This window comes from Bacteroides propionicigenes (assembly GCF_018390535.1).
Taxonomy (GTDB): Bacteria; Bacteroidota; Bacteroidia; order Bacteroidales; family Bacteroidaceae; genus Bacteroides; species Bacteroides propionicigenes.
Genome location: NZ_JAHBBW010000001.1, coordinates 140,027 through 160,209, shown reverse-complemented (window position 1 = coordinate 160,209; position 20,183 = coordinate 140,027). Strand labels below are relative to the sequence as shown.

At 46.0% G+C, this 20,183-nt stretch carries 20 protein-coding genes; 5 read left to right on the top strand and 15 right to left on the bottom strand.

Translation table 11 applies throughout. The features are described 5' to 3' along the window. Genes KG118_RS00680 through KG118_RS00665 form a run of 4 tightly spaced genes read left to right on the top strand, consistent with a single transcriptional unit; the run spans position 1 to position 2,510 of the window. Complete coding sequence (locus KG118_RS00680; protein WP_004371731.1) at positions 1-576, top strand: conjugal transfer protein TraO; 576 nt, start codon at positions 1-3, stop codon at positions 574-576. Between the two features lie 7 nt (positions 577-583). Continuing rightward, on the top strand, positions 584-1,486 hold the full coding sequence (locus KG118_RS00675; protein ID WP_004371733.1) for a toprim domain-containing protein: 903 nt from the start codon (positions 584-586) through the stop codon (positions 1,484-1,486). Continuing rightward, a complete protein-coding gene (locus tag KG118_RS00670; RefSeq protein ID WP_004371735.1) occupies positions 1,483-1,986 on the top strand; it encodes a DUF3872 domain-containing protein in 504 nt (167 codons plus the stop codon). Before KG118_RS00675 ends, KG118_RS00670 begins: the two co-directional genes overlap by 4 nt. After that, the gene (locus tag KG118_RS00665) at positions 1,983-2,510 is read left to right on the top strand and encodes a glycoside hydrolase family protein (protein ID WP_004371737.1); all 528 of its coding nucleotides are present in this window, start codon (positions 1,983-1,985) and stop codon (positions 2,508-2,510) included. Before KG118_RS00670 ends, KG118_RS00665 begins: the two co-directional genes overlap by 4 nt. A 51-nt stretch (positions 2,511-2,561) precedes the next feature. On the opposite strand, the gene KG118_RS00660 is transcribed toward KG118_RS00665, so the two are convergent. The 9 genes from KG118_RS00660 to KG118_RS00620 form a co-directional block, all read right to left on the bottom strand. Beyond that, entirely contained in the window at positions 2,562-2,783 is a 222-nt protein-coding gene (locus KG118_RS00660; RefSeq protein WP_004371739.1) for a DUF7688 family protein, read from the bottom strand. A 117-nt stretch (positions 2,784-2,900) separates the two neighbouring features. Continuing rightward, the gene (locus KG118_RS00655) at positions 2,901-3,209 is read right to left on the bottom strand and encodes a hypothetical protein (RefSeq protein ID WP_004371741.1); all 309 of its coding nucleotides are present in this window, start codon (positions 3,207-3,209) and stop codon (positions 2,901-2,903) included. Between the two features lie 54 nt (positions 3,210-3,263). Then, a complete protein-coding gene (locus KG118_RS00650; RefSeq protein ID WP_008126028.1) occupies positions 3,264-3,509 on the bottom strand; it encodes a DUF6956 domain-containing protein in 246 nt (81 codons plus the stop codon). Further along, a complete protein-coding gene (locus KG118_RS00645) occupies positions 3,506-3,736 on the bottom strand; it encodes a DUF3873 domain-containing protein (protein ID WP_004293898.1) in 231 nt (76 codons plus the stop codon). Before KG118_RS00645 ends, KG118_RS00650 begins: the two co-directional genes overlap by 4 nt. A 19-nt stretch (positions 3,737-3,755) precedes the next feature. Further along, positions 3,756-4,013, bottom strand: a complete 258-nt coding sequence (locus KG118_RS00640) for a hypothetical protein (protein WP_004371745.1) — start codon at positions 4,011-4,013, stop codon at positions 3,756-3,758. Positions 4,014-4,037: 24 nt separating this feature from the next. Further along, positions 4,038-5,369 carry a PcfJ domain-containing protein gene (locus KG118_RS00635; protein WP_028900990.1) on the bottom strand — a complete coding sequence of 444 codons (1,332 nt, stop codon included), beginning with the start codon at positions 5,367-5,369 and terminating at the stop codon, positions 4,038-4,040. Next, positions 5,366-5,782 (bottom strand): PcfK-like family protein, encoded by a 417-nt coding sequence (locus KG118_RS00630; RefSeq protein WP_004371748.1) that lies wholly within the window; start codon positions 5,780-5,782, stop codon positions 5,366-5,368. Before KG118_RS00630 ends, KG118_RS00635 begins: the two co-directional genes overlap by 4 nt. Before the next feature lie 13 nt (positions 5,783-5,795). Further along, complete coding sequence (locus KG118_RS00625; protein ID WP_004371749.1) at positions 5,796-6,017, bottom strand: hypothetical protein; 222 nt, start codon at positions 6,015-6,017, stop codon at positions 5,796-5,798. Between the two features lie 11 nt (positions 6,018-6,028). After that, positions 6,029-6,244 (bottom strand): hypothetical protein, encoded by a 216-nt coding sequence (locus KG118_RS00620; protein ID WP_008126037.1) that lies wholly within the window; start codon positions 6,242-6,244, stop codon positions 6,029-6,031. A gap of 1,147 nt (positions 6,245-7,391) precedes the next feature. On the opposite strand from KG118_RS00620, the gene KG118_RS00615 reads away from it, so the two are divergent. Continuing rightward, complete coding sequence (locus tag KG118_RS00615; RefSeq protein ID WP_117711230.1) at positions 7,392-9,251, top strand: SLC13 family permease; 1,860 nt, start codon at positions 7,392-7,394, stop codon at positions 9,249-9,251. A 159-nt stretch (positions 9,252-9,410) separates the two neighbouring features. Here the strand turns inward: KG118_RS00615 and KG118_RS00610 are convergent, their stop codons facing one another. From KG118_RS00610 to KG118_RS00585, 6 genes are all read right to left on the bottom strand, one after another. Continuing rightward, on the bottom strand, positions 9,411-11,414 hold the full coding sequence (locus KG118_RS00610; RefSeq protein ID WP_117711231.1) for an alpha-glucuronidase: 2,004 nt from the start codon (positions 11,412-11,414) through the stop codon (positions 9,411-9,413). 12 nt (positions 11,415-11,426) lie between these two features. Then, positions 11,427-12,398, bottom strand: coding sequence for a glycoside hydrolase family 43 protein (locus KG118_RS00605; RefSeq protein WP_117711232.1), 972 nt, complete (start codon positions 12,396-12,398; stop codon positions 11,427-11,429). A gap of 48 nt (positions 12,399-12,446) precedes the next feature. Then, entirely contained in the window at positions 12,447-15,212 is a 2,766-nt protein-coding gene (locus KG118_RS00600; RefSeq protein WP_117711233.1) for an endo-1,4-beta-xylanase, read from the bottom strand. Positions 15,213-15,236: 24 nt separating this feature from the next. Then, positions 15,237-16,733 (bottom strand): MFS transporter, encoded by a 1,497-nt coding sequence (locus KG118_RS00595; RefSeq protein ID WP_117711254.1) that lies wholly within the window; start codon positions 16,731-16,733, stop codon positions 15,237-15,239. Positions 16,734-16,776: 43 nt separating this feature from the next. After that, positions 16,777-18,408, bottom strand: coding sequence for a sialate O-acetylesterase (locus KG118_RS00590; RefSeq protein WP_117711255.1), 1,632 nt, complete (start codon positions 18,406-18,408; stop codon positions 16,777-16,779). 61 nt (positions 18,409-18,469) lie between these two features. Further along, entirely contained in the window at positions 18,470-20,179 is a 1,710-nt protein-coding gene (locus KG118_RS00585; RefSeq protein WP_117711234.1) for a GH35 family beta-galactosidase, read from the bottom strand. Positions 20,180-20,183: the final 4 nt, after the last annotated feature.

The window sequence follows — 20,183 nt, the reverse complement described above, 5'->3', positions numbered from 1 at the left end:
ATGAGAAAGTACATCGCAATAATCATCGCGTCGCTTGCCCTTTTTACAGGGCAGGCGCACGCCCAGCGGTGTCTGCCGAAGATGCAGGGCATCGAGGTGAGGGCGGACATGGCGGACGGCTTCAATCCCGGCGGCAAGGACGGCGGGTACAGTTTCGGGGCGGCTCTCTCCACTTACACGAAGAGGGGGAACAAGTGGGTGTTCGGTGGCGAATACCTCCTGAAAAACAATCCCTACAAGGATACCAAGATACCCGTGGCGCAGTTCACGGCGGAGGGCGGATATTACTTCAAGATACTGTCGGACGCCCGAAAAATCGTGTTCGTCTATGCCGGGGCTTCGGCTCTCGCCGGATATGAATCGGTGAATTGGGGGAATAAGGTGCTGCATGACGGCTCCACGCTGCACGACCGGGACGCCTTCATCTACGGCGGTGCGCTGACGCTCGATGTGGAGTGCTACGTGACAGACCGTATCGCCCTGCTTGCCAACCTGCGTGAGCGTTGCCTGTGGGGTGGCGACACGCGGAAGTTCCACACGCAGTTCGGGGTCGGCGTCAAGTTCATCATCAACTGACACGGGCATGGAACGGACGGAAATAGATGCTATCAGAAGGATGCCGCTTGCGGATTTTCTCGCACGGTTGGGGCATGAGCCTGTCAGAAGGAGCGGTAACGAGCTGTGGTATATCGCCCCGTACAGGGGCGAGCGCACCCCCTCTTTCCGTGTGAACGTGGCGAAACAGCTTTGGTACGACTTCGGTTTGGGCAAGGGCGGTGACATCTTCACGCTTGCCGGGGAGTTTCTGCAAAGCGATGACTTCATGAAGCAAGCGAAGTTCATAGCGGAAGCCGCCAATATGACGGTTGCCGGATGGGAAAAGCCCGCCTATCTCCCGAAGCCGACCGAACCTGTCTTTGAGGATGTGGAGGTCGCTCCGCTGTTTCGTTCACCGCTGACGGAGTATTTAGAGGAACGAGGCATACCAATCGGAGTAGCATCCCGCCACTGTTGCCGCCTGAACTACAGTGTGCGTGGAAAACGGTATTTCGCTGTCGGTTTCCTGAATATGGCAGGTGGATATGAAGTCCGAAGCCGATATTTCAAGGGGTGCATCCCGCCAAAAGATGTGTCTTTGGCAAGGACGAAGGAAATCCCGGCTGACGAGTGCCTCGTGTTTGAGGGCTTCATGGACTTTCTCTCCGCCGTGACGCTTGGCGTAACCGGTAACGCTGACTGCCTTGTACTGAACTCTGTCGCCAACGTGGAGAAGGCGGCGGGATTGCTGGACGGCTACGGGCGCATCGGATGCTTCCTTGACCGTGACGAAGCCGGACGGCGGACGCTTGACGCTCTTGCCAAACGGTATGGGGCGCATGTCGCCGACCGTTCCTCCCTCTATGGCGGTTGCAAGGACTTGAACGAGTATCTGCAACAGACAACGAAAAAACAGAAAAACAACCATCTAAAAATCGAAGAAAAATGAACATACTGAACAACAGAAACAAGAGAACAAATATCTTTAAGGTGGTGGCGTTATGCCTGATAGCCGCTGTGTCATTCACCATCGTGTCGTGCGATGACGACATGGACATCCAGCAGTCCTATCCCTTCACGGTGGAGGTCATGCCCGTGCCGAACAAGGTGACGAAGGGGCAGACGGTGGAAATCCGCTGTGAGCTGAAAAAGGAGGGCGACTTCGCTAACACGCTTTACACCATCCGCTATTTTCAGTTTGAGGGAGAAGGAAAGTTGAAAATGGATAACGGCATCACCTTCCTGCCTAACGACCGCTACCTGCTGGAGAACGAAAAGTTCCGCCTGTACTACACGGCGGAGGGCGAAGAGGCGCACAACTTTATTGTGGTGGTGGAGGACAACTTCGGCAACTCTTTCGAGTTGGAATTTGACTTCAACAACCGGAATGCAAAGGATGACGGTTTGACCATCGTTCCCATCGGCAACTTCAGCCCCTTGCTAAAATGATGCGTGTATTCATGACAATGCTCTGTTCGCTTCTGACGGTCTGTTTTGTGTCCGCACAGATCAGCCGCCAAGAGGGAACGGACGGGCAGGCGGCAATCTACCGGCTGTCTCTATTCGAGAGGGCGGTACGATGCACGAAGTATTTTGAGGGATGGCACTCGGAAAAGCACCACCCATACGTGGGTTGGGGTCACAAGATTTTGCCGGGCGAAAGGTACTCGGCACGAACCATGACGAAGCGGCAGGCGGACGCGCTCCTGCGGAAAGACCTGCGGAAGTTCTGCGCGATGTTCCGGCAGTTCGGGAAGGATAGTCTTTTACTTGCCACGCTTGCTTACAACGTGGGTCCATACCGGCTTTTGGGTAGCAAGACAATCCCTAAAAGCACCTTGATAAAGAAGCTGGAGGCTGGCGACAGGAACATCTACCGGGAGTATGTAGCCTTCTGCAACTACAAAGGAAAACGCCACGCCATGCTGCTCAAACGGAGAAAGGCGGAGTTTGCACTGCTGTATATCCCGTGACTGTAAATGAAAATCCGATGAAGCCGCCAACTTCATCGGATTTTCCGCTTTTCATACATTCGGGATTGTACCCGTATCTATCACGTCACCATCCCTGCAAAATTCGATGCTTCCGGGTGTAAATCCCATGCTCCCGATTGCGATGTGACGGATATAGTCCGCATACTCCCTACCTTGAAAATTCTTTCCCGTAAGGTTTTTGAAAATCATCTTTATGCTTATGCCGTCGTTGCCGTGCAAGATGATTTTTCCGTCCTGCCTGATTGTTTCCATAATAAAAACTTGTTTTTGTGAATAATATCGCAGATTGGCACAGAGGTTTCTTTGCTACTTTCTTTGTCCGCCATCATGCTCACCGAAAGAAAGTAGGGCGGCTCTCGCCGCCGCAACTCAAAAGCGTGTGTAAAGTCCCGTCACCATCGTGAATATTTCTTCCAGCATATCAAAATAGATGCCCTCGTGTACGGCAATGTACTTTTCCTTGCACTCGAAAGTCTTTTTGCTGAATGTCCTGCGGTAGAACCGCATATTGTAGAGGTCTGCCCCCGCATCATAGATGATGTCAAGGCGGTTGGCACTTGTCTTGTTCCGTGTAAGGCTCATCCGTAAGCCGTTGCCCATGTCGATGAAATCACGGCTACCCGTCATGGCGGTAAATCTTCTTCCGCCTATCTGCTGTAATATCGTCTGTGCTATCATTAACCGTTGTTTTTAGGGTTTTAAGTGTTGGCGGTGTCCGCACCGCCAACTTGTTCAAAATTCTCGCATCTCGGCAATGGGTGTCTGCCGTTGCAGCCACTCTTTCACACATTCCATATTATACTCGCTCGTGATGACTGCCGTATGGCTGTCGGTGGCGGTGAAACGTGTGCTTTCGTAATCATCTATCCACCCTTTGAGGGTGTCAGTTCCCCACGCTTGGGCATCGTCAAAGATACCGTCCAATGCCGTGATAGGTTCGCTGAATTTGACTATCAGCGTTTGATAGGTCGTGTTCATCGGTTGCCCTCCTTTCCCTGCTTTGCGTTCAGCCACTTGTCCCTTGCGGTTCGGCACTCGTCCAATGTGGTTTTTACACAAGCGAACAATTCTCCGTCCGTGTGGCGGTAGTCGTATTGCACAAGTGTCCGCCTGCGTCTGCCGATACCCGATTGGAAACGCTCGTATTTCTCCGTACCTGCTTCCGTGCAGGTACTTACTCCGTTGATGGTCATTCGTGTTGCCATAATGTTGCTTTTTAGATGGTTAAAAATGTACTGACAGAACTCTGTTCTTCATCACCATTTCGGGGTTGCTCGTGTAGCGTTGGTGCAGGTAGAAATGGTGTGAGCCGAAGCCGTAAAGGAAGAACTTGTCAAGTTCGTGCTTCTCGGCAAACTCCTTTACGCTCTTTCTCAATTCCCCCTCACTCGTTGTGAGAGTGAGGAGGTTTACAAATTCAAGGAACAATGCAGGGATTTTATCGTCCCACACACAAATCATGCTTTCAATTCTTACTTCCATATCAATGTTGTTTTAGGGTTGATGCTATGCCACTTTCATCCGCTCACGGATAAGGTTGGCGTTCTTATTCACAAGGTCTATGATGCGCTCGTGGTATTCGGTGTCTTGGTTGTACTTGCCGTGGCACTGCACCACCTTGAGTGTCCGCAAATCCACCTCTACGGTTTCAATTATCTCACCGCCAATCCTTGCCGAGAGTATGAGGGTGTCGGCTTTCTTGTAGTATTCACTGCCGAACACGCAGATGTTCTGTGCCTTGCCCTCGCTGTAATACTCGTCTATACTTTCAAGCACCTTGATGATTATTTCCTCGTCCGTGATTACCAATCCGAAGAATTTGGATTTGTTGGCGATGAAATCCTCCGCATCTTTTTCCCTTTGCAGTTGCCGCTGTTGCTCACGCTCACGCCTTTCAATCTCCCAGCGGCGGCGTTGCTCGGCTCGTTCCTTCTCGTGTATGGTTTCAATCTTTCGGGTTGCGTTGTCGTGTGCCGCCATGAAATCTTCGGGGCAGATGTTCTTCGGGTTGCGGAGGTCTTGACCGAGTTTGTTGAGCATACGCAGATAGTCGCACCACATGGAGAAGTTGTCTATCAGATACTTGTGACGCTTGGCAATCAGATATGATGCCCAGCATTCATCGGCAGTACGGGCATTGAAAAGAAAGTGTTTCATAACCTCAATCTCACCGCCTTTCATAAGGGTTTCAATTCTTGGGTCTGAAAGCAAGGCTTTGAAAAGACGCACGGGGGAAATGCCGTGGAAATCGCCCTTGAAGCCGTTGCGTCTGAGTTGGGGTAATACCCTCATTTTGGGATATGCACAGCTTCTTGCCACAACATCATCGTATAGGCTGTTGTGCGGTCTTATCTCCATCGCGCTGCACAATGCCCATACATCGCAGTAACAGAATGTGAAGCCACGGAGCAACGCCATGTCCGTAACCTTACCGTCGGGTGAAATCCAACGCTGCACAACCTCGTGGCAATAGAAGTGCATCGGCTCGCCTTTCCTGCTCTCGCATCTGACCTGCGCCACACGGATTACCTGATAGCCTTTGCAGGTGGTTATCACGCTGAAATACTGCGTTTCCTTGTAGATACGTTTGCGTGTGTCCTGCACTTTGAGTTCGGCATGGCATTTGGGGCAGGTGCAACCTTCAAGGGTGTCGCACAGTACGCTGTCGCTGTGCCACTCGTGACCGCAGTCGGAGCAGGTGATGTTCCCTTTCTTGGTGCGGTAGCCTATATGTTCAATGCAGTGGCGGTATGCCCATTCAATTTGTGTCGTTGATATGGGGCGGAGGTTGGCTGAAAGTCTTGCCACCTCTTTCTGTATCTTGGTCTTCGGTTTCATAAGCCTAAATCAAATAATGAGGGTTGGGGGTGGGTTTCTTTTCTCGCTGACGGTCTGTTGCGGTTCTGCAACTTGCGGAGTTCCTCCTCTTGGTATCTGCGGACTGCATTCTGACGTGCCTCCGCCTTTTCCTCTTCCGTGAGTTCCACAACATGGTTCACCACCACTTGGCAGTTCATAGGTTTGCCCACCTCTATCTCGTTTTCCTCATAGTAGTGGATGACTTGCCCGAATATCTCTCCGTCCGTGAAGCCGCTGCAACCGCTTTTCTGCACATAGTTCAGAATGTGGGTCACACACTCGTCTATGTTTTTGGCAGGGTTGCGGTACTTCTTCGCAAAGAGCGTATCTTCCTCCGCCCGCTGTTCCAGATACATTTGTATCGTTCTTTTGAAATGGTCTGTTCCTTTCATATCGCTGTCGTTTTTAGATTGTCTGTTTAAGTATCTCTCTCCAATAGGTCGGCTCTACCTCGCTGAGAAGGAAGTCCATGAAGTCCCTCCGTGCGTCCTTGTTCAGTTCGTGGTACAATCTTCGGAAAGTGCTAAAATTGCCGTTGATGTACGTTTCCACCATATACACGAAGATGTTGTCCACCTCGTAATATTTGCACTGCTGCGCTACCGTCTTGCAGTTTCTCTTTGCCATGTCGGTAAGGGTTAAAGGGTGAATAACCAAAGGATGAAGCCGAAGAAGGCAATGGTGAAAAGGATAGCCACGATTACACCTATCGCCACTCGGAACACTCCGTTTACAATCTCTCTGATGATGCCCCAAAGGATGCCGAACACCCCGAAGGCGGTGCGCATCATCAAGCCGCATATCGCCAACCCGATGTATTGCGCCACTTGTCTGAAATTTGCCGTTGCTGTCATATCTTCGCTGTTTTTGATTTTTTTGTTTTTTATGCGGATTCAAGAGCTGAGGGAGTTGAGTTTCAAACTATCTTATCTGCCTCTCGTTTATCCGACATTTTTTTTATGCGTCTTTCTGTCGCATCGGTCGTTTTCGTTTCGGGTGCTTGAAAAGGTAGGGATTAGGGAATGCAAGGTTTTTCGGTCAAAATACTACCCGCAGGGCTGGAGATTTTTACCGAAAACAGGAGGCTTGACCTTGCTTTCCCGTCCAATCCCGGAATTACCTTTGCGCCCAGAACGGAAATGACTGCCTGATGCGGCTCACTGAAAGGCGCAAAAATGGAGGTAAACGAAAACAGAGGCTGATTGGGTAGAAAAAACTTCAGGGAAAAATCCGTAAAAAAGGAATCACCAAAAGGAAAAAGACATCACCGGAAGCGTGAAAAGGGCAAACCACTACAAAGGAAGTATGATTGTTTTCCGATCCGACAGGACTTGTCCAGCCGGGCGACAACAATCATTCTTCCCGGATTGCCCGCTGTGTGTGGCTACCTGTTTCATTCATGGGGCAGGCGGACACACTCTGCATTCACTTTCCGCTTCCGGCAAAAGGGACAGCGAAAAAAAAAAATCATCTGAAAACCCGTAAAAGCACCTCTTGGCATAGGCGCAAAAGAAAGGGGCATTGCTTCATCTGTCTAAACATCGTTTAGGCGTGAGGCAATGCCCTTTTCTCCGGCTATGCGGTAGTTGGCACACGTTTGTTCCAAACTCGTTTTGGGCAATGGTGTGCCGACGGATAATACCGCTTTTACGGAAAAATCTTATGAATGAGGGGATAAAAATCTGGGAGTTTATATCAAAATCTCGGATTAAATAGCTACTTTTGCATACGAAGAGTTCTTTGAAGGTTACGCAACGCGCAGAAGGATAATGCAGTAGATAACTAACTAAATCGTAACCTATTACTATCAAGAGCGATTAACCAACGCTCATTTCCAATAAATTACACTCTTTTCGTAACTTCGGCTGACAAATTTACATAAAAAAACTTCAATAACATAATATGTGCTTATGATAAAAAGCGGATTCATATTTGTATAAATCAAAGATTGTGAAATGAGGCATAAATGTGTATATTTGTACGGTTTTTAAACTTTTACTTATGTTGATAACCCTTATAATCCTTGTCCTTTCCGCTGCTTTTTTTGTGGCGGGTAAAGTCCGTTCGGACATTGTTGCACTTTGTGCATTGATTGGTTTGCTTGTTTTTCAGATTCTGACTCCGGAGGAAGCATTGTCAGGTTTTTCAAATTCGGTTGTAATCATGATGGTGGGGCTGTTTGTAGTAGGTGGAGCTATCTTTCAAACAGGCTTGGCAAAGATGATAAGTTCTCGTATTCTGAAACTGGCCGGTAAAAGTGAGTTGAGACTTTTTTTGCTGGTAATGTTGGTGACCTCAGCTATCGGAGCTTTTGTCAGTAACACGGGAACGGTGGCGTTAATGCTTCCTATAGTTGTGAGTTTGGCTGTAAGTGCCGGTATGAATCCAGGACGTTTATTGATGCCTTTGGCCTTTGCCAGTAGTATGGGCGGTATGATGACGCTTATCGGTACACCTCCGAACCTTGTTATTCAGAATACGTTGACGGGTGCGGAATTCGAGCCTTTGTCCTTCTTCTCATTTCTGCCTGTGGGTATTGTTTGTGTAATAGTAGGTACATTGGTGCTGCTACCCCTTACCAAGTGGTTCTTGTCTAAAAAGGGAAAAGGGGAGAATACGTCCCTGTCAGGGAAATCACTGAACCAACTGGTGAAAGAATATGGATTGTCAAACAATTTGTTTCGTTTGCGTGCCATTAATGAGTCACGCTTGATAGGGAGAACGGTTATCGAACTGGATATCCGCCGTAAGTATGGACTGAATATTTTGGAAGTGCGTCGCAGTGAGGCTGCGCAGCACAAGTTTCTTAAAACTATTACTCAGAAATTGGCATCGCCTGACACAACGATATGGGTAGGTGACGTGCTTTACATTACAGGAGACGTTGCAGACGTAAACCGCTTTGTCGGAGATTATTTGTTGGAGATGATTGATGGGCATACTACCGAGGAAGCTGTGAAAGCGGACAACAAACTCGATTTCTATGACATCGGCATAGCTGAGATTGTATTGATGCCTTCTTCTAAAATTATCAATCAGACGGTGAAGGAAGCGGGATTCCGTGATAAGTTCAACGTAAATGTACTGGGAATCCGTCGTAAGAAAGAGTATATCTTGCAGGATTTGGGACGTGAGCATATGCATAGCGGAGATGTACTGTTGGTACAGGGGGCATGGCAAGATATTGCACGCTTAAGTAAGGAAGATACTGAATGGGTGGTACTGGGACAGCCTTTGGATGAGGCAGCTAAAGTGACACTGGATTATAAAGCTCCCGTAGCTGCGGCTATCATGGCATTGATGGTAGTAATGATGGTGTTCGACTTTATTCCGGTGGCTCCCGTTACAGCTGTTATGATAGCCGGTTTATTGATGGTACTGACCGGATGTTTTCGCAATGTGGAAGCCGCTTATAAAACGATTAACTGGGAAACTATCGTACTTTTTGCCGGAATGTTGCCAATGTCTTTGGCTTTGGAGAAAACCGGTGCTTCGGAATATATATCCAATAGTTTGGTAAACGGATTGGGAAGTTACGGACCGATTGTGCTGATGGCCGGTATTTATTTTACAACTTCATTGATGACAATGTTTATCAGCAATACGGTGACAGCTGTTCTTATGGCTCCTATCGCGCTTCAGAGTGCGATGCAGATAGGAGTTAGTCCTGTGCCATTCTTGTTTGCGGTGACAGTAGCGGCAAGTATGTGCTTTGCTTCTCCTTTCTCTACCCCACCCAACGCATTGGTGATGCCGGCAGGGCAATATACTTTTATGGACTACATAAAGGTGGGGCTTCCTTTGCAGATTATTATGGGAGTAGTAATGGTTTTTGTGCTCCCGTTGTTGTTTCCCTTTTAAGGGGTGGGTAGGAAATTTGTTTCAATGGGTGGAACCGGAAGTTTCCTTCGTTGAAACTTGCAGTCCCACCTTGTGAAACTTCTTGTTCTTGTGCATGAAACTTTTGGTTTTGACGCCAAATACCAAAAGTTTCATGCACAAGAACTATTATTTTAACTCTTATCTGTTCTTATTCAGAAGTTCTTTTGTGGGGCATTCATAGTTGCTGATAGGAAGATGTACTTTCTGTAAATCTTTCAATTCGTGTATGGGGCGTTCAATATCATGGGGAATGGGCATACCGGAGAACCCCTGAAAGTAAAGCAGACAGGCATCTTTCCACCAAACGGCATCACGAGCTTGTATCTTTAAATGAGACTGTACTTCGCGGAAACGTTCTGCATCAATGTATTTCTCTGCAGCATCCCATATCTTTTGAAACTCTCTGACTTGGTGGACACCCTTGTCATAATGGTAGCATAGTTCATCCCATAGGCTGCGGCCGCTTTTCATGCGGTATGTCCAAGGAGCATGGTGGAACCACAGGAGATATTCTTCGGGACACGTGTTGATGTTATTATATTGTTTTGCCAGATTTTCCGGATATTGTGCAACGGCATTGCTTCCTTTGCTACTGCGGTCAAAGCCTATTCCTTGTTTATCAGCATTGTGGTAGTAAGAAGGAAGCCAGTCGGGACGGGCGCTGGGTACACTGCACCAGGGTTCGGGACCGTAATGATGCCCCCATGCAAAAATATGGTGCAAACCGAGCGGCATCATATAGTTTACTACAGCTTCATGACTGTCAAGCATCATCTTTTTTAGTTGACGCAAATCTTCAATAGGATTGAAGGTCTGTTTCAGCCATTCATCAGCGATACTTTCAGAGGATAAAGAAGGCTGCCATGCCAAGCGTCCGAAAGCATACCAGTTGGCTTGTGCAAAGGTGTGTCCGCACCAATTCACATCTGTACCTATGTTGGCAACACCAGCTATCGCTTTCAGAGAAGCAGGGGCTACAAATTCAAAGAACTCTTTCCACATCGGAGCCAGGTAGGCGATGTGATTGGAATGTCCCAAATATTCTTGTGTCACTTGAAACTCAGCCATTAAAGGAGTGTGCTGCATAGCACCGAACAACGGGCTGTACGGTTCACGGGGTTGGAAATCTATCGGACCGTTCTTTACCTGAACAATAACGTTCTTACGGAACTGTCCGTCCAAAGGCTTGAATTCCAGATAGGCTTGTTTGGCACGATCGGCATCGGAAGGGCTATATACAAAAGCTCGCCACATAACGATACCGTTGTAAGGTTTCAATGCATCTGCCAGCATATTAGCACCTTCGGCATGGGTGCGTCCGAAATCACAAGGACCGGGTTGCCCTTCCGAGTTGGCCTTTACCAAAAAACCGCCGAAGTCCGGAATGATGCGATAGACTTCTTTTACTTTATTTTTCCACCAACGGATAACTTCTTTGTTAAGAGGGTCGGCAGTACTTAAACTATCGAGTGCCATGGGGGATGCGAAGTTTACGGACAGGTAAACGCGCAATCCGTACGGACGGAAGATGTCTGCCAGGGCTTTTACTTTTTGCAGGTATTCGGCAGAAAGAATTTTAGGCGAAGCGTTTACGTTATTCAGCACCGTACCGTTGATGCCGATAGAAGCGTTAGCCCGGGCATACGCCTCGTATCTGTCAGAAAGGGTATTAGGCAGTTCTTCCCAATTCCAAAGTGATTGTCCTGCATAGCCACGTTCTATGGTACGGTCCATATTATCCCAATGATTGAGGATGCGTAGGTTGTAGGCGGGATTCTCTATCACTTGAGAGTCGTTCAAGCTCTGTCCGGTCTCTTGTAATCTGAGCAGGTGATAGCTGGCATAGAGTAATCCGGTCTCTGTGGGAGAGGTGAGTACAACTTTGTTATCTTTGTATTGAATGCGGAATCCCTCCGGTTGCAATTGCTTGTCCTTCTGTATAATGAGTTGAACGGGAGCCCCTGTCCATGCCCGCTGTAATTCCTTGACGGCTATATCTAATGTAGGCGACTGGCGAGGAGCCGAGATTTGCGCATGTGCATTGGCCGGTAATCGAAGCCACAAATGGCTACCGTCTTCGGCAGCCATTTGGGTTACGAATACTATTGCAATATAGAAAAGCGAAAATATTCTGTATTTCATGTTATATTAGGGTTATTGTCCGTCAATAGTGATTATCTTTCCGTTGACATCGTATTCCAGTTCGCATACTTTCAAGCTGCGAAGCCATGTCTTTCCGTTGGAAGGTACACAGTCGTGATGGAACAGATACCATTTTCCTTTATATTCTGTAATGGCATGGTGTGTGGTCCAGCCAACTACCGGAGTAAGGATGACACCTTGATAAGTAAAAGGTCCGTAAGGATTATCTCCGATGGCATAGCACAGACGATGTGTATCACCGGTAGAGTAGGAGAAATAATATTTACCGTTGTATTTGTGCATCCAGCTGGCTTCAAAGAAACGTCGTTCATTGTCGCCTGCCGTCATCGGCTTACCATTCTCATCTAAAATGATTATAGCTTTCGGCTCTTCTGCAAACTCCAGCATATCTTTACTGAGTTTGGCTACGCGAGAAGGAAGAGCCAACTCATTACCCTCGGGCAAAGCGGCGCATTCCAAGGCTTTGTTGTCGCGATAGCGTTGAAGCTGTCCACCCCACAGACCGCCGAAATACATATAGAAATCACCGTCGCCATTATCAAAGATAGCGGGGTCGATGCTATAACTGCCTTTTATCGGATTGGCTTGAGGAATGAACGGGCCCTCGGGTTTGTCACTGATAGCTACACCAATGCGGAAAATGTCATTTTGGTCTTTCAAGGGGAAGTACATATAATATTTTCCGTCTTTCAAGGCTACGTCGCAATCCCATAATTGGCGGCCTGCCCAAGGTATGTCTTCTACTTGAAGCACTACTCCATGGTCTTTGATTTCACCGTTCATGATGTCATCAGTAGAGAAAACATGATAGTCTTTCATGTTGAAGTGGTCGCCGTTGTCGTTTTCTTCTATGCCACTTTCCCAATCGTGGCTGGGGTAGATATACACTCTGTCATTAAAAACGTGTACGGCAGGATCTGCCATATAATCTCCCGGTACTAAGTATCTCATCTCTTTTTTCATGGTGAAGCGAAATTAGTTATAAGTTATTGATTTATAAGAATTGAATTATTACTTTTCTTTTTCCATTTTATTGTAATCTCCCGGTTTATTATAATCTCCTGTGGTGTATATGCCTACCATAGTACCTGTAAAGCCGCCGGCTGTTTGGGTACTGAGCAAATCGGCGGAAATAGGTTCGCCGACTTGTGTCCAGTCCTGTTTGGGGCTGAAAGAATAGGAGAAAGTATAATAAACACCTTTGTCCGTAGTTTGCGTTTCATTACCTGTTACTTTCAGATAAATCTTTTTATCGGCATCGGACTGTTTCAACGAAACTGTAGTCTCTGCTGCTGTATCTGTATTACGCTTATTCTGGCTTCGGCTGGAGACGGTCAGCTTTAAACAAGGTTGGTCTTGCGCATCCAATGTCTTGCCAAAACGAATGTTGCACTCATCGTTGTGGAATAGTATGATACCGGCAAAATCTTCCGGTGCTGTGGGTAAAAAACTGACAGTAGTCTGCGCATCGAATTCATTGTTTGTAATCCAACGTCCGATAGCAGATGGTTGTTGGCGGTCATTGATTTTTATGCTGCGGGCAGTCAATGCCAATTTCCCGCTTTTGTCTATTTCATAATAAGAGTTTTGTGGAGTACGGATGAAGAATGCTTCATTAGCCAGTCCGTCAGTTGTCCAAAGCGGAGTGGGAGCAAGAGTACGGTTGGTGTAACGAATGGTTTTGCCTGCAGGAAGAATTATTGGTTGTCCATCTTTCCAGTTAACCGGGAGCAGAAACGTTTCACGCCCCATTACATCATGTCCGTTACGGTAGGGGCGTACTGCAAGGAAAACAGCATACCAATCACCTGATGGGGTCTGCACCAAATCAGCATGGCCTGTGCAAGTTACCGGATTGGTCCGGTCTTGCGGCAAATCACGTTGTGTCAGTATCGGGTTGATGTTGCAAGGTTTGAAAGGTCCGAAAGGAGAAGAAGCCGAGAATATGACTTCACAATGATTGGGACCTGTACCACCTTCTGCCGCCATCAGGTAGTAAGTACCATTGATGTGATAAAGGTGAGGCCCTTCTATCCAACTGGGATGCTGTGATTTGTCTACACCACCATCTATAATCACTTTTTGTTCTCCTACGGTACAGTTATTTTTCCAATCAAATTCGCGTATCCAGATGGCACGATGTCCGCTGTATTCAGGTTTACCTGCCGGAGCGTCATTATTTACAATATAGGCTTTACCGTCTTCGTCAAATAAGAAACCGGGGTCTATTCCTCCTACTTCAGGTAAGAAAATAGGATCGCTCCATTCTCCTTTTTTAGGATTATCGGTTGTTACGAAGAAGTTGCCGCCGCCATCTACGGCAGTAGTTATCATGTAAAAAAGCTTATTGTGCGGATTGTATTTGATGTCCGGGGCATAGATGCCGCCGCTGATACGTAGACCATCTTTCAACGGTAGTTGTGAGGGACGGTTCAGTACATATCCCAATTGCTTCCAGTCTTTGAGATTGTTACTGTGCCAGATAGGAACTCCGGGATAGAACGCGAATGACGAGTTCACCAAATAGTAATCATCTCCTACACGGCAAATGCTTGGGTCGGGATAGCAACCGGGAAGCAGAGGGTTGGTCAGTTGAGAACCTTCTGCATCGGCTTGTTTCTGTTCTTCACCTTCTACTGAATATGTAAAATTGTCGAATATAGCAGTCTTAGGTGAAAGCAATTCGCGTAAGAATGGTTTCGGTTCGTGATTACGGTCAAAAAGGAGGGGATATTCCTTACGTCCTCTTACAGGAAAATCATTTTTCCATGAGTCACCATCACTTACTCCCCAAACGGTTACGCGATCCATAATATCGGCATGCCTTATGAAAAGGTCAAAGAATGCTTTCATGCGAGCATTCCAAATCTTGGAAACAGAATCTGGTAAGGCATCCGGATAGGGATTCATAGCTTCTCTAAAGGCAACGGTATCACTGATGTTGGCTCCATCATGTACGGTAGGCAGTGCGCTCATTTCCCATTCGGTGATCATGATTTTTACACCGGTAGAAGCAAAGGCGAGCATACTCTTTTCAAACTCCTCCACACTGGGGTAGTCCATGCCCATATGTCCTTGCAGACCTACAGCGTCTATGCGCAGGCCCTTTTCTTTCAGTGATTTCACCAACTTTACTACTCCGTCACGCCGTCCGGGATGGTGCATACCGAAATCGTTGTAGTAGAGTTCGGCATCCGGGTCGGCTTCATGAGCATACTGGAATGCAAGAGGAACATACTCCTCACCTAAGATTTCATAAAACTTACTTTTTCGGTATGAACCGTCGGTTTCTATTGCTTCATTCACTACATCCCAACCTTTGATACGCCCCTTATAGCGGCTGACAATTGTTGTAATGTGGTCTTTCAACCGCTGCTTCAGAACTTCGGGCGAGACGTTCTTTCCTTCCTTGTCTACACAGAACCAGGGAGCTAGCTGAGAGTGCCACACGAGGCAGTGACCGATAACGGTCATTTCATTCTTTTCGCCATACTCTACTATGGAATCGGCGGCATCGAAATTATATCTATCCTCTTCAGGATGAATGTTTACACTCTTCATGCAGTCCTCTGCAACGATAGAATTAAAATGCTGTTTTATAAGCTTTGTTGCTGCACTGTCTTTGCCGGCTACCTGTCGTGCATTTAATGCTACTCCTATAAGGAATTTATTACCAAATGCTTCTTTTAAAGACGGTTCTGTTGCTACTCTCTTTTCACTACTGCATGCAGCAAGTATTGCAGCCACAATAAATAAAAGTATGTGTTTGAGCTTCATGATATGTTATTTAGCGGTTAACTTTCAATAATCAGCTTTACTTCTCCGTTCTTTCAATTCAGCTTGCATATGTTCGTTATACTCTTTGGTGATAGGGTAGAAGTATAGTGCAATAACACCTACGAAGAATGTTGCTGCAGGAATCAAACTGGATGAAAGTACAATACCATGTATGGCGGAAGTCGTTTGTTCTGTACCCGCTCCTGAAACATAACCGAAACCAGACAGGAGGAATCCCAGTATGGCACCACCGATACCTAAACCGGCTTTCAGGGCAAAGACAACACCGGCAAAGACGAAACCTGTGGCACGTCGGTAGTTGACGTATTCCGAGTGATCGGCTACATCGGCAATCATGGCCCAAAGTAAAGGTACTGTCGGGGCATATGCAAGGCTTTTGAGGAAATTCAGTACGAACATTGTTTCCACATCTGTTTCGTTAGGGAAGTAGAAGAAAGCTGTGAACAATGCGGTTAGTGCCAAGCATATGATAAATACACGTTTCTTTCCGTAACGGTTTGCGAGGAAACTGGATAGTAAGATTACACCAAAGAATTGAACTAATGCCCCTAACATATTGAATACACCGAAACCTACTTCATATGCCTTGTCCGGACTGCTAACTATCAATCCAAAAGCATTTAATATAGTATATCCTATTCCATCTCCGGCTTTGGTTGCCACTAATCCTATTTTGTCGAGGAAAGCATAAAGCGCACCGGCGTCTACATAATTTTCAAAATAATAGTTCATTGCACTTCCCCACATGGCAAGAGTAGTGAATATGAATAGTGTCAAGATGAACATGGCTCGCCACGGTATACTCTTGAAGACATCTTTAATATCCTGTTTGGTATCTGTTTTCTGATTGGTTGGCGGTGTAATCCTTTCACGTGCAGAGAAGAAAGTTATAAAGAGGAATATTAGACCGATAGCTGCGAATAATGAAACTGTACAAAGCCATCCATGTCCCTTATCTCCCGATTCACCGGCAAACTTGCTGACCAACGGCAGAGTTAAACCTTGTACAATAAATTGTGCGATAGTGGCTGCCACAAAGCGGATACTGGTAATGCTATTACGTTCTTTAATATCACTGGTCATGACACCTCCCAATGAAGCATAAGGAGTATTATTGAATGAATACAAGGTCATCAATAAAGTGTAAGAGATTGTAGCGTACAGAGCTACAAGTCCTTTGTCCTCGATTCCCGGATTGTAGAATGCCAAAATATAAAATACCATGAATGGCAGAGCCGTCCAAAGTACCCATGGACGGTATTTACCCCATTTAGATTTTGTACGGTCTGACAGAATGCCTACCGTGGGATCTACAAAGGCATCTACAATACGTGCTAACAGCATTACGCTACCGGCAACGGCTCCTTCCAGACCGAATACGTCTGTATAAAACTTAGTTTGGTAAATCATCATCATCTGGAACACAAAGTTCGCAGAACAATCTCCGAGGCTATAGCCGATTTTTTCGACCATGGACACTTTTTGGTTAAGTGTATTCATTTTTTTATTCTTTATAGGTTTAATCATTTCAAGAGTTTGCGTATTATCGTTTCATACTATTTAAAGCGCTTTCGGCAATACGTTTTCCTAAAGTCTTTTTATCAAGCGGATGGATATCATTCCATTCTCCTAAATCGCTGTTTTGTATGAGATAAGTGTCCTGATTGGCAGAAGCAGCTTTGGCTTGTTCTTGACGCATTTCCGCCCAAGCTTTGCGGCCGCCGATATCATCTTTTGATAGAAAGTCTGCCAATTCTACAATATAGAAAGGCAGTTTCGGTTGATTGAATGTATGACGCCAGTCAGCAATCATGGCTGTCAAAAGTTTTGTATATTCATTTCGACGTGCTACGTTTGATTCGCCTTGATACCACAGTACGCCCCGTATGGAATAGTTTTGCAGTGGAGCTATCATGGCATTGTACAAACATACCGGTTTGTAACAGAAGAACATCATATCCGGAGAGGGCGGCATGGGAGCTCCTAATCGATATTTCCATTCCTGTTTCAGATTAATTTCTTCGTTGTCACAGATTATCTTGTATGGCTTTTCTTGTACGAAGTTCGGCTGACCACCGTTACTGATAATGCGTACGGTTATATTGTTTTCTCCGGATTTTAATACACCGGCAGGTATCCGGTAGATACGGGGTGGATACTGATAACCGGTGGTTCCGACAAAAATTCCATTGACATATACAGAATCAGCATCGACAATACATCCCAAACGTAATGTCGCTTCTTTACCAGTCCATGCTTGTGGTATTTCTATATTTTGGCGCAGCCAATGTGAACCGCCAATAGGGTTTAGACCATTATTCCCCCATGATGTCGAGAACATATTTACTGTTCGCCAATTGTGGTCATCATAATCGGTTGCATACCAAGGCGTCGATTCGTGTAATCCCGCGTCGCCACGATAGAGTGACAGGTTCCAACGGTAGAAGCTTTCTCCCTCAAGTTTCTTGATGTGAGTGCAGTAGGCATCGTCTTCATACAGACGTTTGGTATTGACGTATAAAGGAAACTCTTTTAATCCGTCTTCGCTAATCCATGCCTCTACCGGTGTACCTCCCCAACTGGAGTTGATAAGTCCTATAGGTATACCAGTCTTTTCGTACATCTCCTTGGCGAAAAAGTAAGCAAGAGCGGAAAAATCCATAACATTTTCTTGTGTCAGCGCTTTCCAACTTGTTGAAGATAATTCTTCTTGTGGCGTATGGAAATTGTATTCTTTAGGAATAATGATATGGCGAATTTTTTCATTGTTGTAACTGAGGATTTCTTGGGCAAACATATCCATCACTCGTTTTACTGGGAGTTCCATGTTTGATTGCCCCGAACAAAGCCATACATCACCTATTAATATGTTATTCAGTTTGATGTCATTGATTTGCATTTGGTAAGGTCCACCGGCTTTCAGCGGTGGCAGTGCGATACTCCAATGTCCGTTGGCATCAGCAGTAGCATGATAGCTTTTTCTCAGTAACTTTACGGTAATGTATTCGCCTGCGTCTGCTGTACCCCATACTTTGACAGGTCGCTCACGTTGCAGTACCATTCCGTCTGAAATTAAAGCAGGCAACTTTACCTTTGCATTTACCCATGAGGAAGTGCAAAGGCAAAGTAACACTGCTACTCCTAACCTAATTTTATCATAAACCAAACTTTTCATCATTCTATTTTTTATTGTATATCTATGTTTACAGGTAATTCATTCATTCTATCCGGATTGCTTACTGATACTCGTACAGCTGTATGTGCAGTATCTTGAATTCTCCTACAGAGATACGTACATGGCGTCCCTGATGATCTTGGTCGCCATTAAGCCGACGGATATAGCGGAACTTTCCGGTTTTGTCCACTGTCACTTCGTCTATATATCCTATGCCACACCGCTTCCCACGGAAGGTGGTTGTCTTGTTTTGTGCATATTCGTTGCCCAAGGCAAATCCGTCTTCGCCCAACTGCTTATGGCTTTCAGCGGCTTGTTTTTCCGTGGTCTTGGCAAATTCCAAAACAATACCGCTACCGGCTAAGATATATTCATTTATAGATAGTCTTATAAGGATACCTCCTCCTTCGGGCCAGATACTGCCGTCGGTGGCGCGCGAGTCCCAAGGTAGGGTGAAGTAGTGGCGAGCAGTTATGGTGAGATCGTTGTCCGTAAAAATACGTTCTTTGTCTGTTTTGTCAAAAAGTAATCCTTTCATCACATCCTTACCCTGATAGCGGGTAATCAGGGGTGTCAACTCCTTTAGTTTGGCATAGCTTTGTACCAAGGGGGCGGTAGGTAATTCGCTACCGTCTTCTATGGAGAAAGGGCTGATGCCAATGGCGTCATGTTCACCGAGTATGTAGAAGGCGCGTACACCGTTATTGTCTGTCAGACGTATTTCAGGAATGAAAAGAGGATTGTTGTGCAATTTATATTGTGCTACCCAGTTCTTGAACCCATCATCGTACAAGTCAGGGGCAAGAATATCAATACTCGGCGCTCCACAATGCCATACATCAATTAAATGCGCTAATGGGCCTGCTGAAGGGTATTCGCCCGGTTTACGTCCACGGCTATTCATTGCTGCATTGACATATAACGGGATATTATATGTGGAGCGGGCAGTCTGTGCCAGTCGTTCCACATATTTGGCATAGTGCCATGCCATAAAAATCTCATCGGTATAAATATCAGCTCCGAATACTTCCTGCCAATTACCCTGTTTCTTGCATCCTTGACTTTCCCATTTCTTTAGCATTTGCGGGTGAAGTGTTTTTTTGTTTTTTTGTAAATAGGTCATGAATTCTGCAGGTATGGGGGCATTAAATGCTTTATTGGCTTCGCGTGAATAATCGCGTGCATCTTCCAGCATGCCGATTTCATTTTCTATTTGTATCATAATCACTGTACCTTCTTCTTTGTCGGCAGCGGCTATATGTTGCATCCATTTGGAGAATGCTCGGTGATCGGCATCTTGCACAGTTGCAGAAAAAGCACTGGCTATTTCAAGTGGTTTTCCATTTTGAGTGTATGCACGTGGATATTTTTTGTAGTTTTTTTTAAACCATAAAGGAGCATAACAACTCATTGAATTCTTCCAAGCGCCAAACCATAAAAAGACAATTTTCAGATTGTTCTGGCGTGCTTGTTGCAGGACTTTATCCGTAAGTGTGAAATCAAAATTACCTTCAATCGGTTCTATTAAATCCCAATAAGCGGGAACTAATACTGTATTTAATCCCATTTTTTCTAATTTCGGGAAAATACGTTCTATGTCTTGTGTGCAAGCCGCTGATGAATTACCCAGCTCGCCTCCTAATATAAGGAAAGGAGAACCATTTACAACAAGTTGAGTAGCAGTGCCCTGTTTTTGCAAACTACTGTGTTGTGCAATGATGCATCCAATGGTAAGGTAACTTAAAATTAAAAATGAAATTAATCTCTTCATACGG

What these genes read in the sequence shown, in the direction of transcription:
- KG118_RS00660 (WP_004371739.1), bottom strand. Translation starts at nt 2,783, where the DNA reads ATGGAAACAATCAGGCAGGACGGAAAAATCATCTTGCACGGCAACGAC.
- KG118_RS00650 (WP_008126028.1), bottom strand. Translation starts at nt 3,509, where the DNA reads ATGAACACGACCTATCAAACGCTGATAGTCAAATTCAGCGAACCTATC.
- KG118_RS00615 (WP_117711230.1), top strand. Translation starts at nt 7,392, where the DNA reads ATGTTGATAACCCTTATAATCCTTGTCCTTTCCGCTGCTTTTTTTGTG.
- KG118_RS00625 (WP_004371749.1), bottom strand. Translation starts at nt 6,017, where the DNA reads ATGGCAAAGAGAAACTGCAAGACGGTAGCGCAGCAGTGCAAATATTAC.
- KG118_RS00590 (WP_117711255.1), bottom strand. Translation starts at nt 18,408, where the DNA reads ATGAAAAGTTTGGTTTATGATAAAATTAGGTTAGGAGTAGCAGTGTTA.
- KG118_RS00595 (WP_117711254.1), bottom strand. Translation starts at nt 16,733, where the DNA reads ATGAATACACTTAACCAAAAAGTGTCCATGGTCGAAAAAATCGGCTAT.
- KG118_RS00665 (WP_004371737.1), top strand. Translation starts at nt 1,983, where the DNA reads ATGATGCGTGTATTCATGACAATGCTCTGTTCGCTTCTGACGGTCTGT.
- KG118_RS00680 (WP_004371731.1), top strand. Translation starts at nt 1, where the DNA reads ATGAGAAAGTACATCGCAATAATCATCGCGTCGCTTGCCCTTTTTACA.
- KG118_RS00635 (WP_028900990.1), bottom strand. Translation starts at nt 5,369, where the DNA reads ATGAAACCGAAGACCAAGATACAGAAAGAGGTGGCAAGACTTTCAGCC.
- KG118_RS00610 (WP_117711231.1), bottom strand. Translation starts at nt 11,414, where the DNA reads ATGAAATACAGAATATTTTCGCTTTTCTATATTGCAATAGTATTCGTA.
- KG118_RS00655 (WP_004371741.1), bottom strand. Translation starts at nt 3,209, where the DNA reads ATGATAGCACAGACGATATTACAGCAGATAGGCGGAAGAAGATTTACC.
- KG118_RS00600 (WP_117711233.1), bottom strand. Translation starts at nt 15,212, where the DNA reads ATGAAGCTCAAACACATACTTTTATTTATTGTGGCTGCAATACTTGCT.
- KG118_RS00670 (WP_004371735.1), top strand. Translation starts at nt 1,483, where the DNA reads ATGAACATACTGAACAACAGAAACAAGAGAACAAATATCTTTAAGGTG.
- KG118_RS00630 (WP_004371748.1), bottom strand. Translation starts at nt 5,782, where the DNA reads ATGAAAGGAACAGACCATTTCAAAAGAACGATACAAATGTATCTGGAA.
- KG118_RS00620 (WP_008126037.1), bottom strand. Translation starts at nt 6,244, where the DNA reads ATGACAGCAACGGCAAATTTCAGACAAGTGGCGCAATACATCGGGTTG.
- KG118_RS00605 (WP_117711232.1), bottom strand. Translation starts at nt 12,398, where the DNA reads ATGAAAAAAGAGATGAGATACTTAGTACCGGGAGATTATATGGCAGAT.
- KG118_RS00645 (WP_004293898.1), bottom strand. Translation starts at nt 3,736, where the DNA reads ATGGCAACACGAATGACCATCAACGGAGTAAGTACCTGCACGGAAGCA.
- KG118_RS00640 (WP_004371745.1), bottom strand. Translation starts at nt 4,013, where the DNA reads ATGGAAGTAAGAATTGAAAGCATGATTTGTGTGTGGGACGATAAAATC.
- KG118_RS00585 (WP_117711234.1), bottom strand. Translation starts at nt 20,179, where the DNA reads ATGAAGAGATTAATTTCATTTTTAATTTTAAGTTACCTTACCATTGGA.
- KG118_RS00675 (WP_004371733.1), top strand. Translation starts at nt 584, where the DNA reads ATGGAACGGACGGAAATAGATGCTATCAGAAGGATGCCGCTTGCGGAT.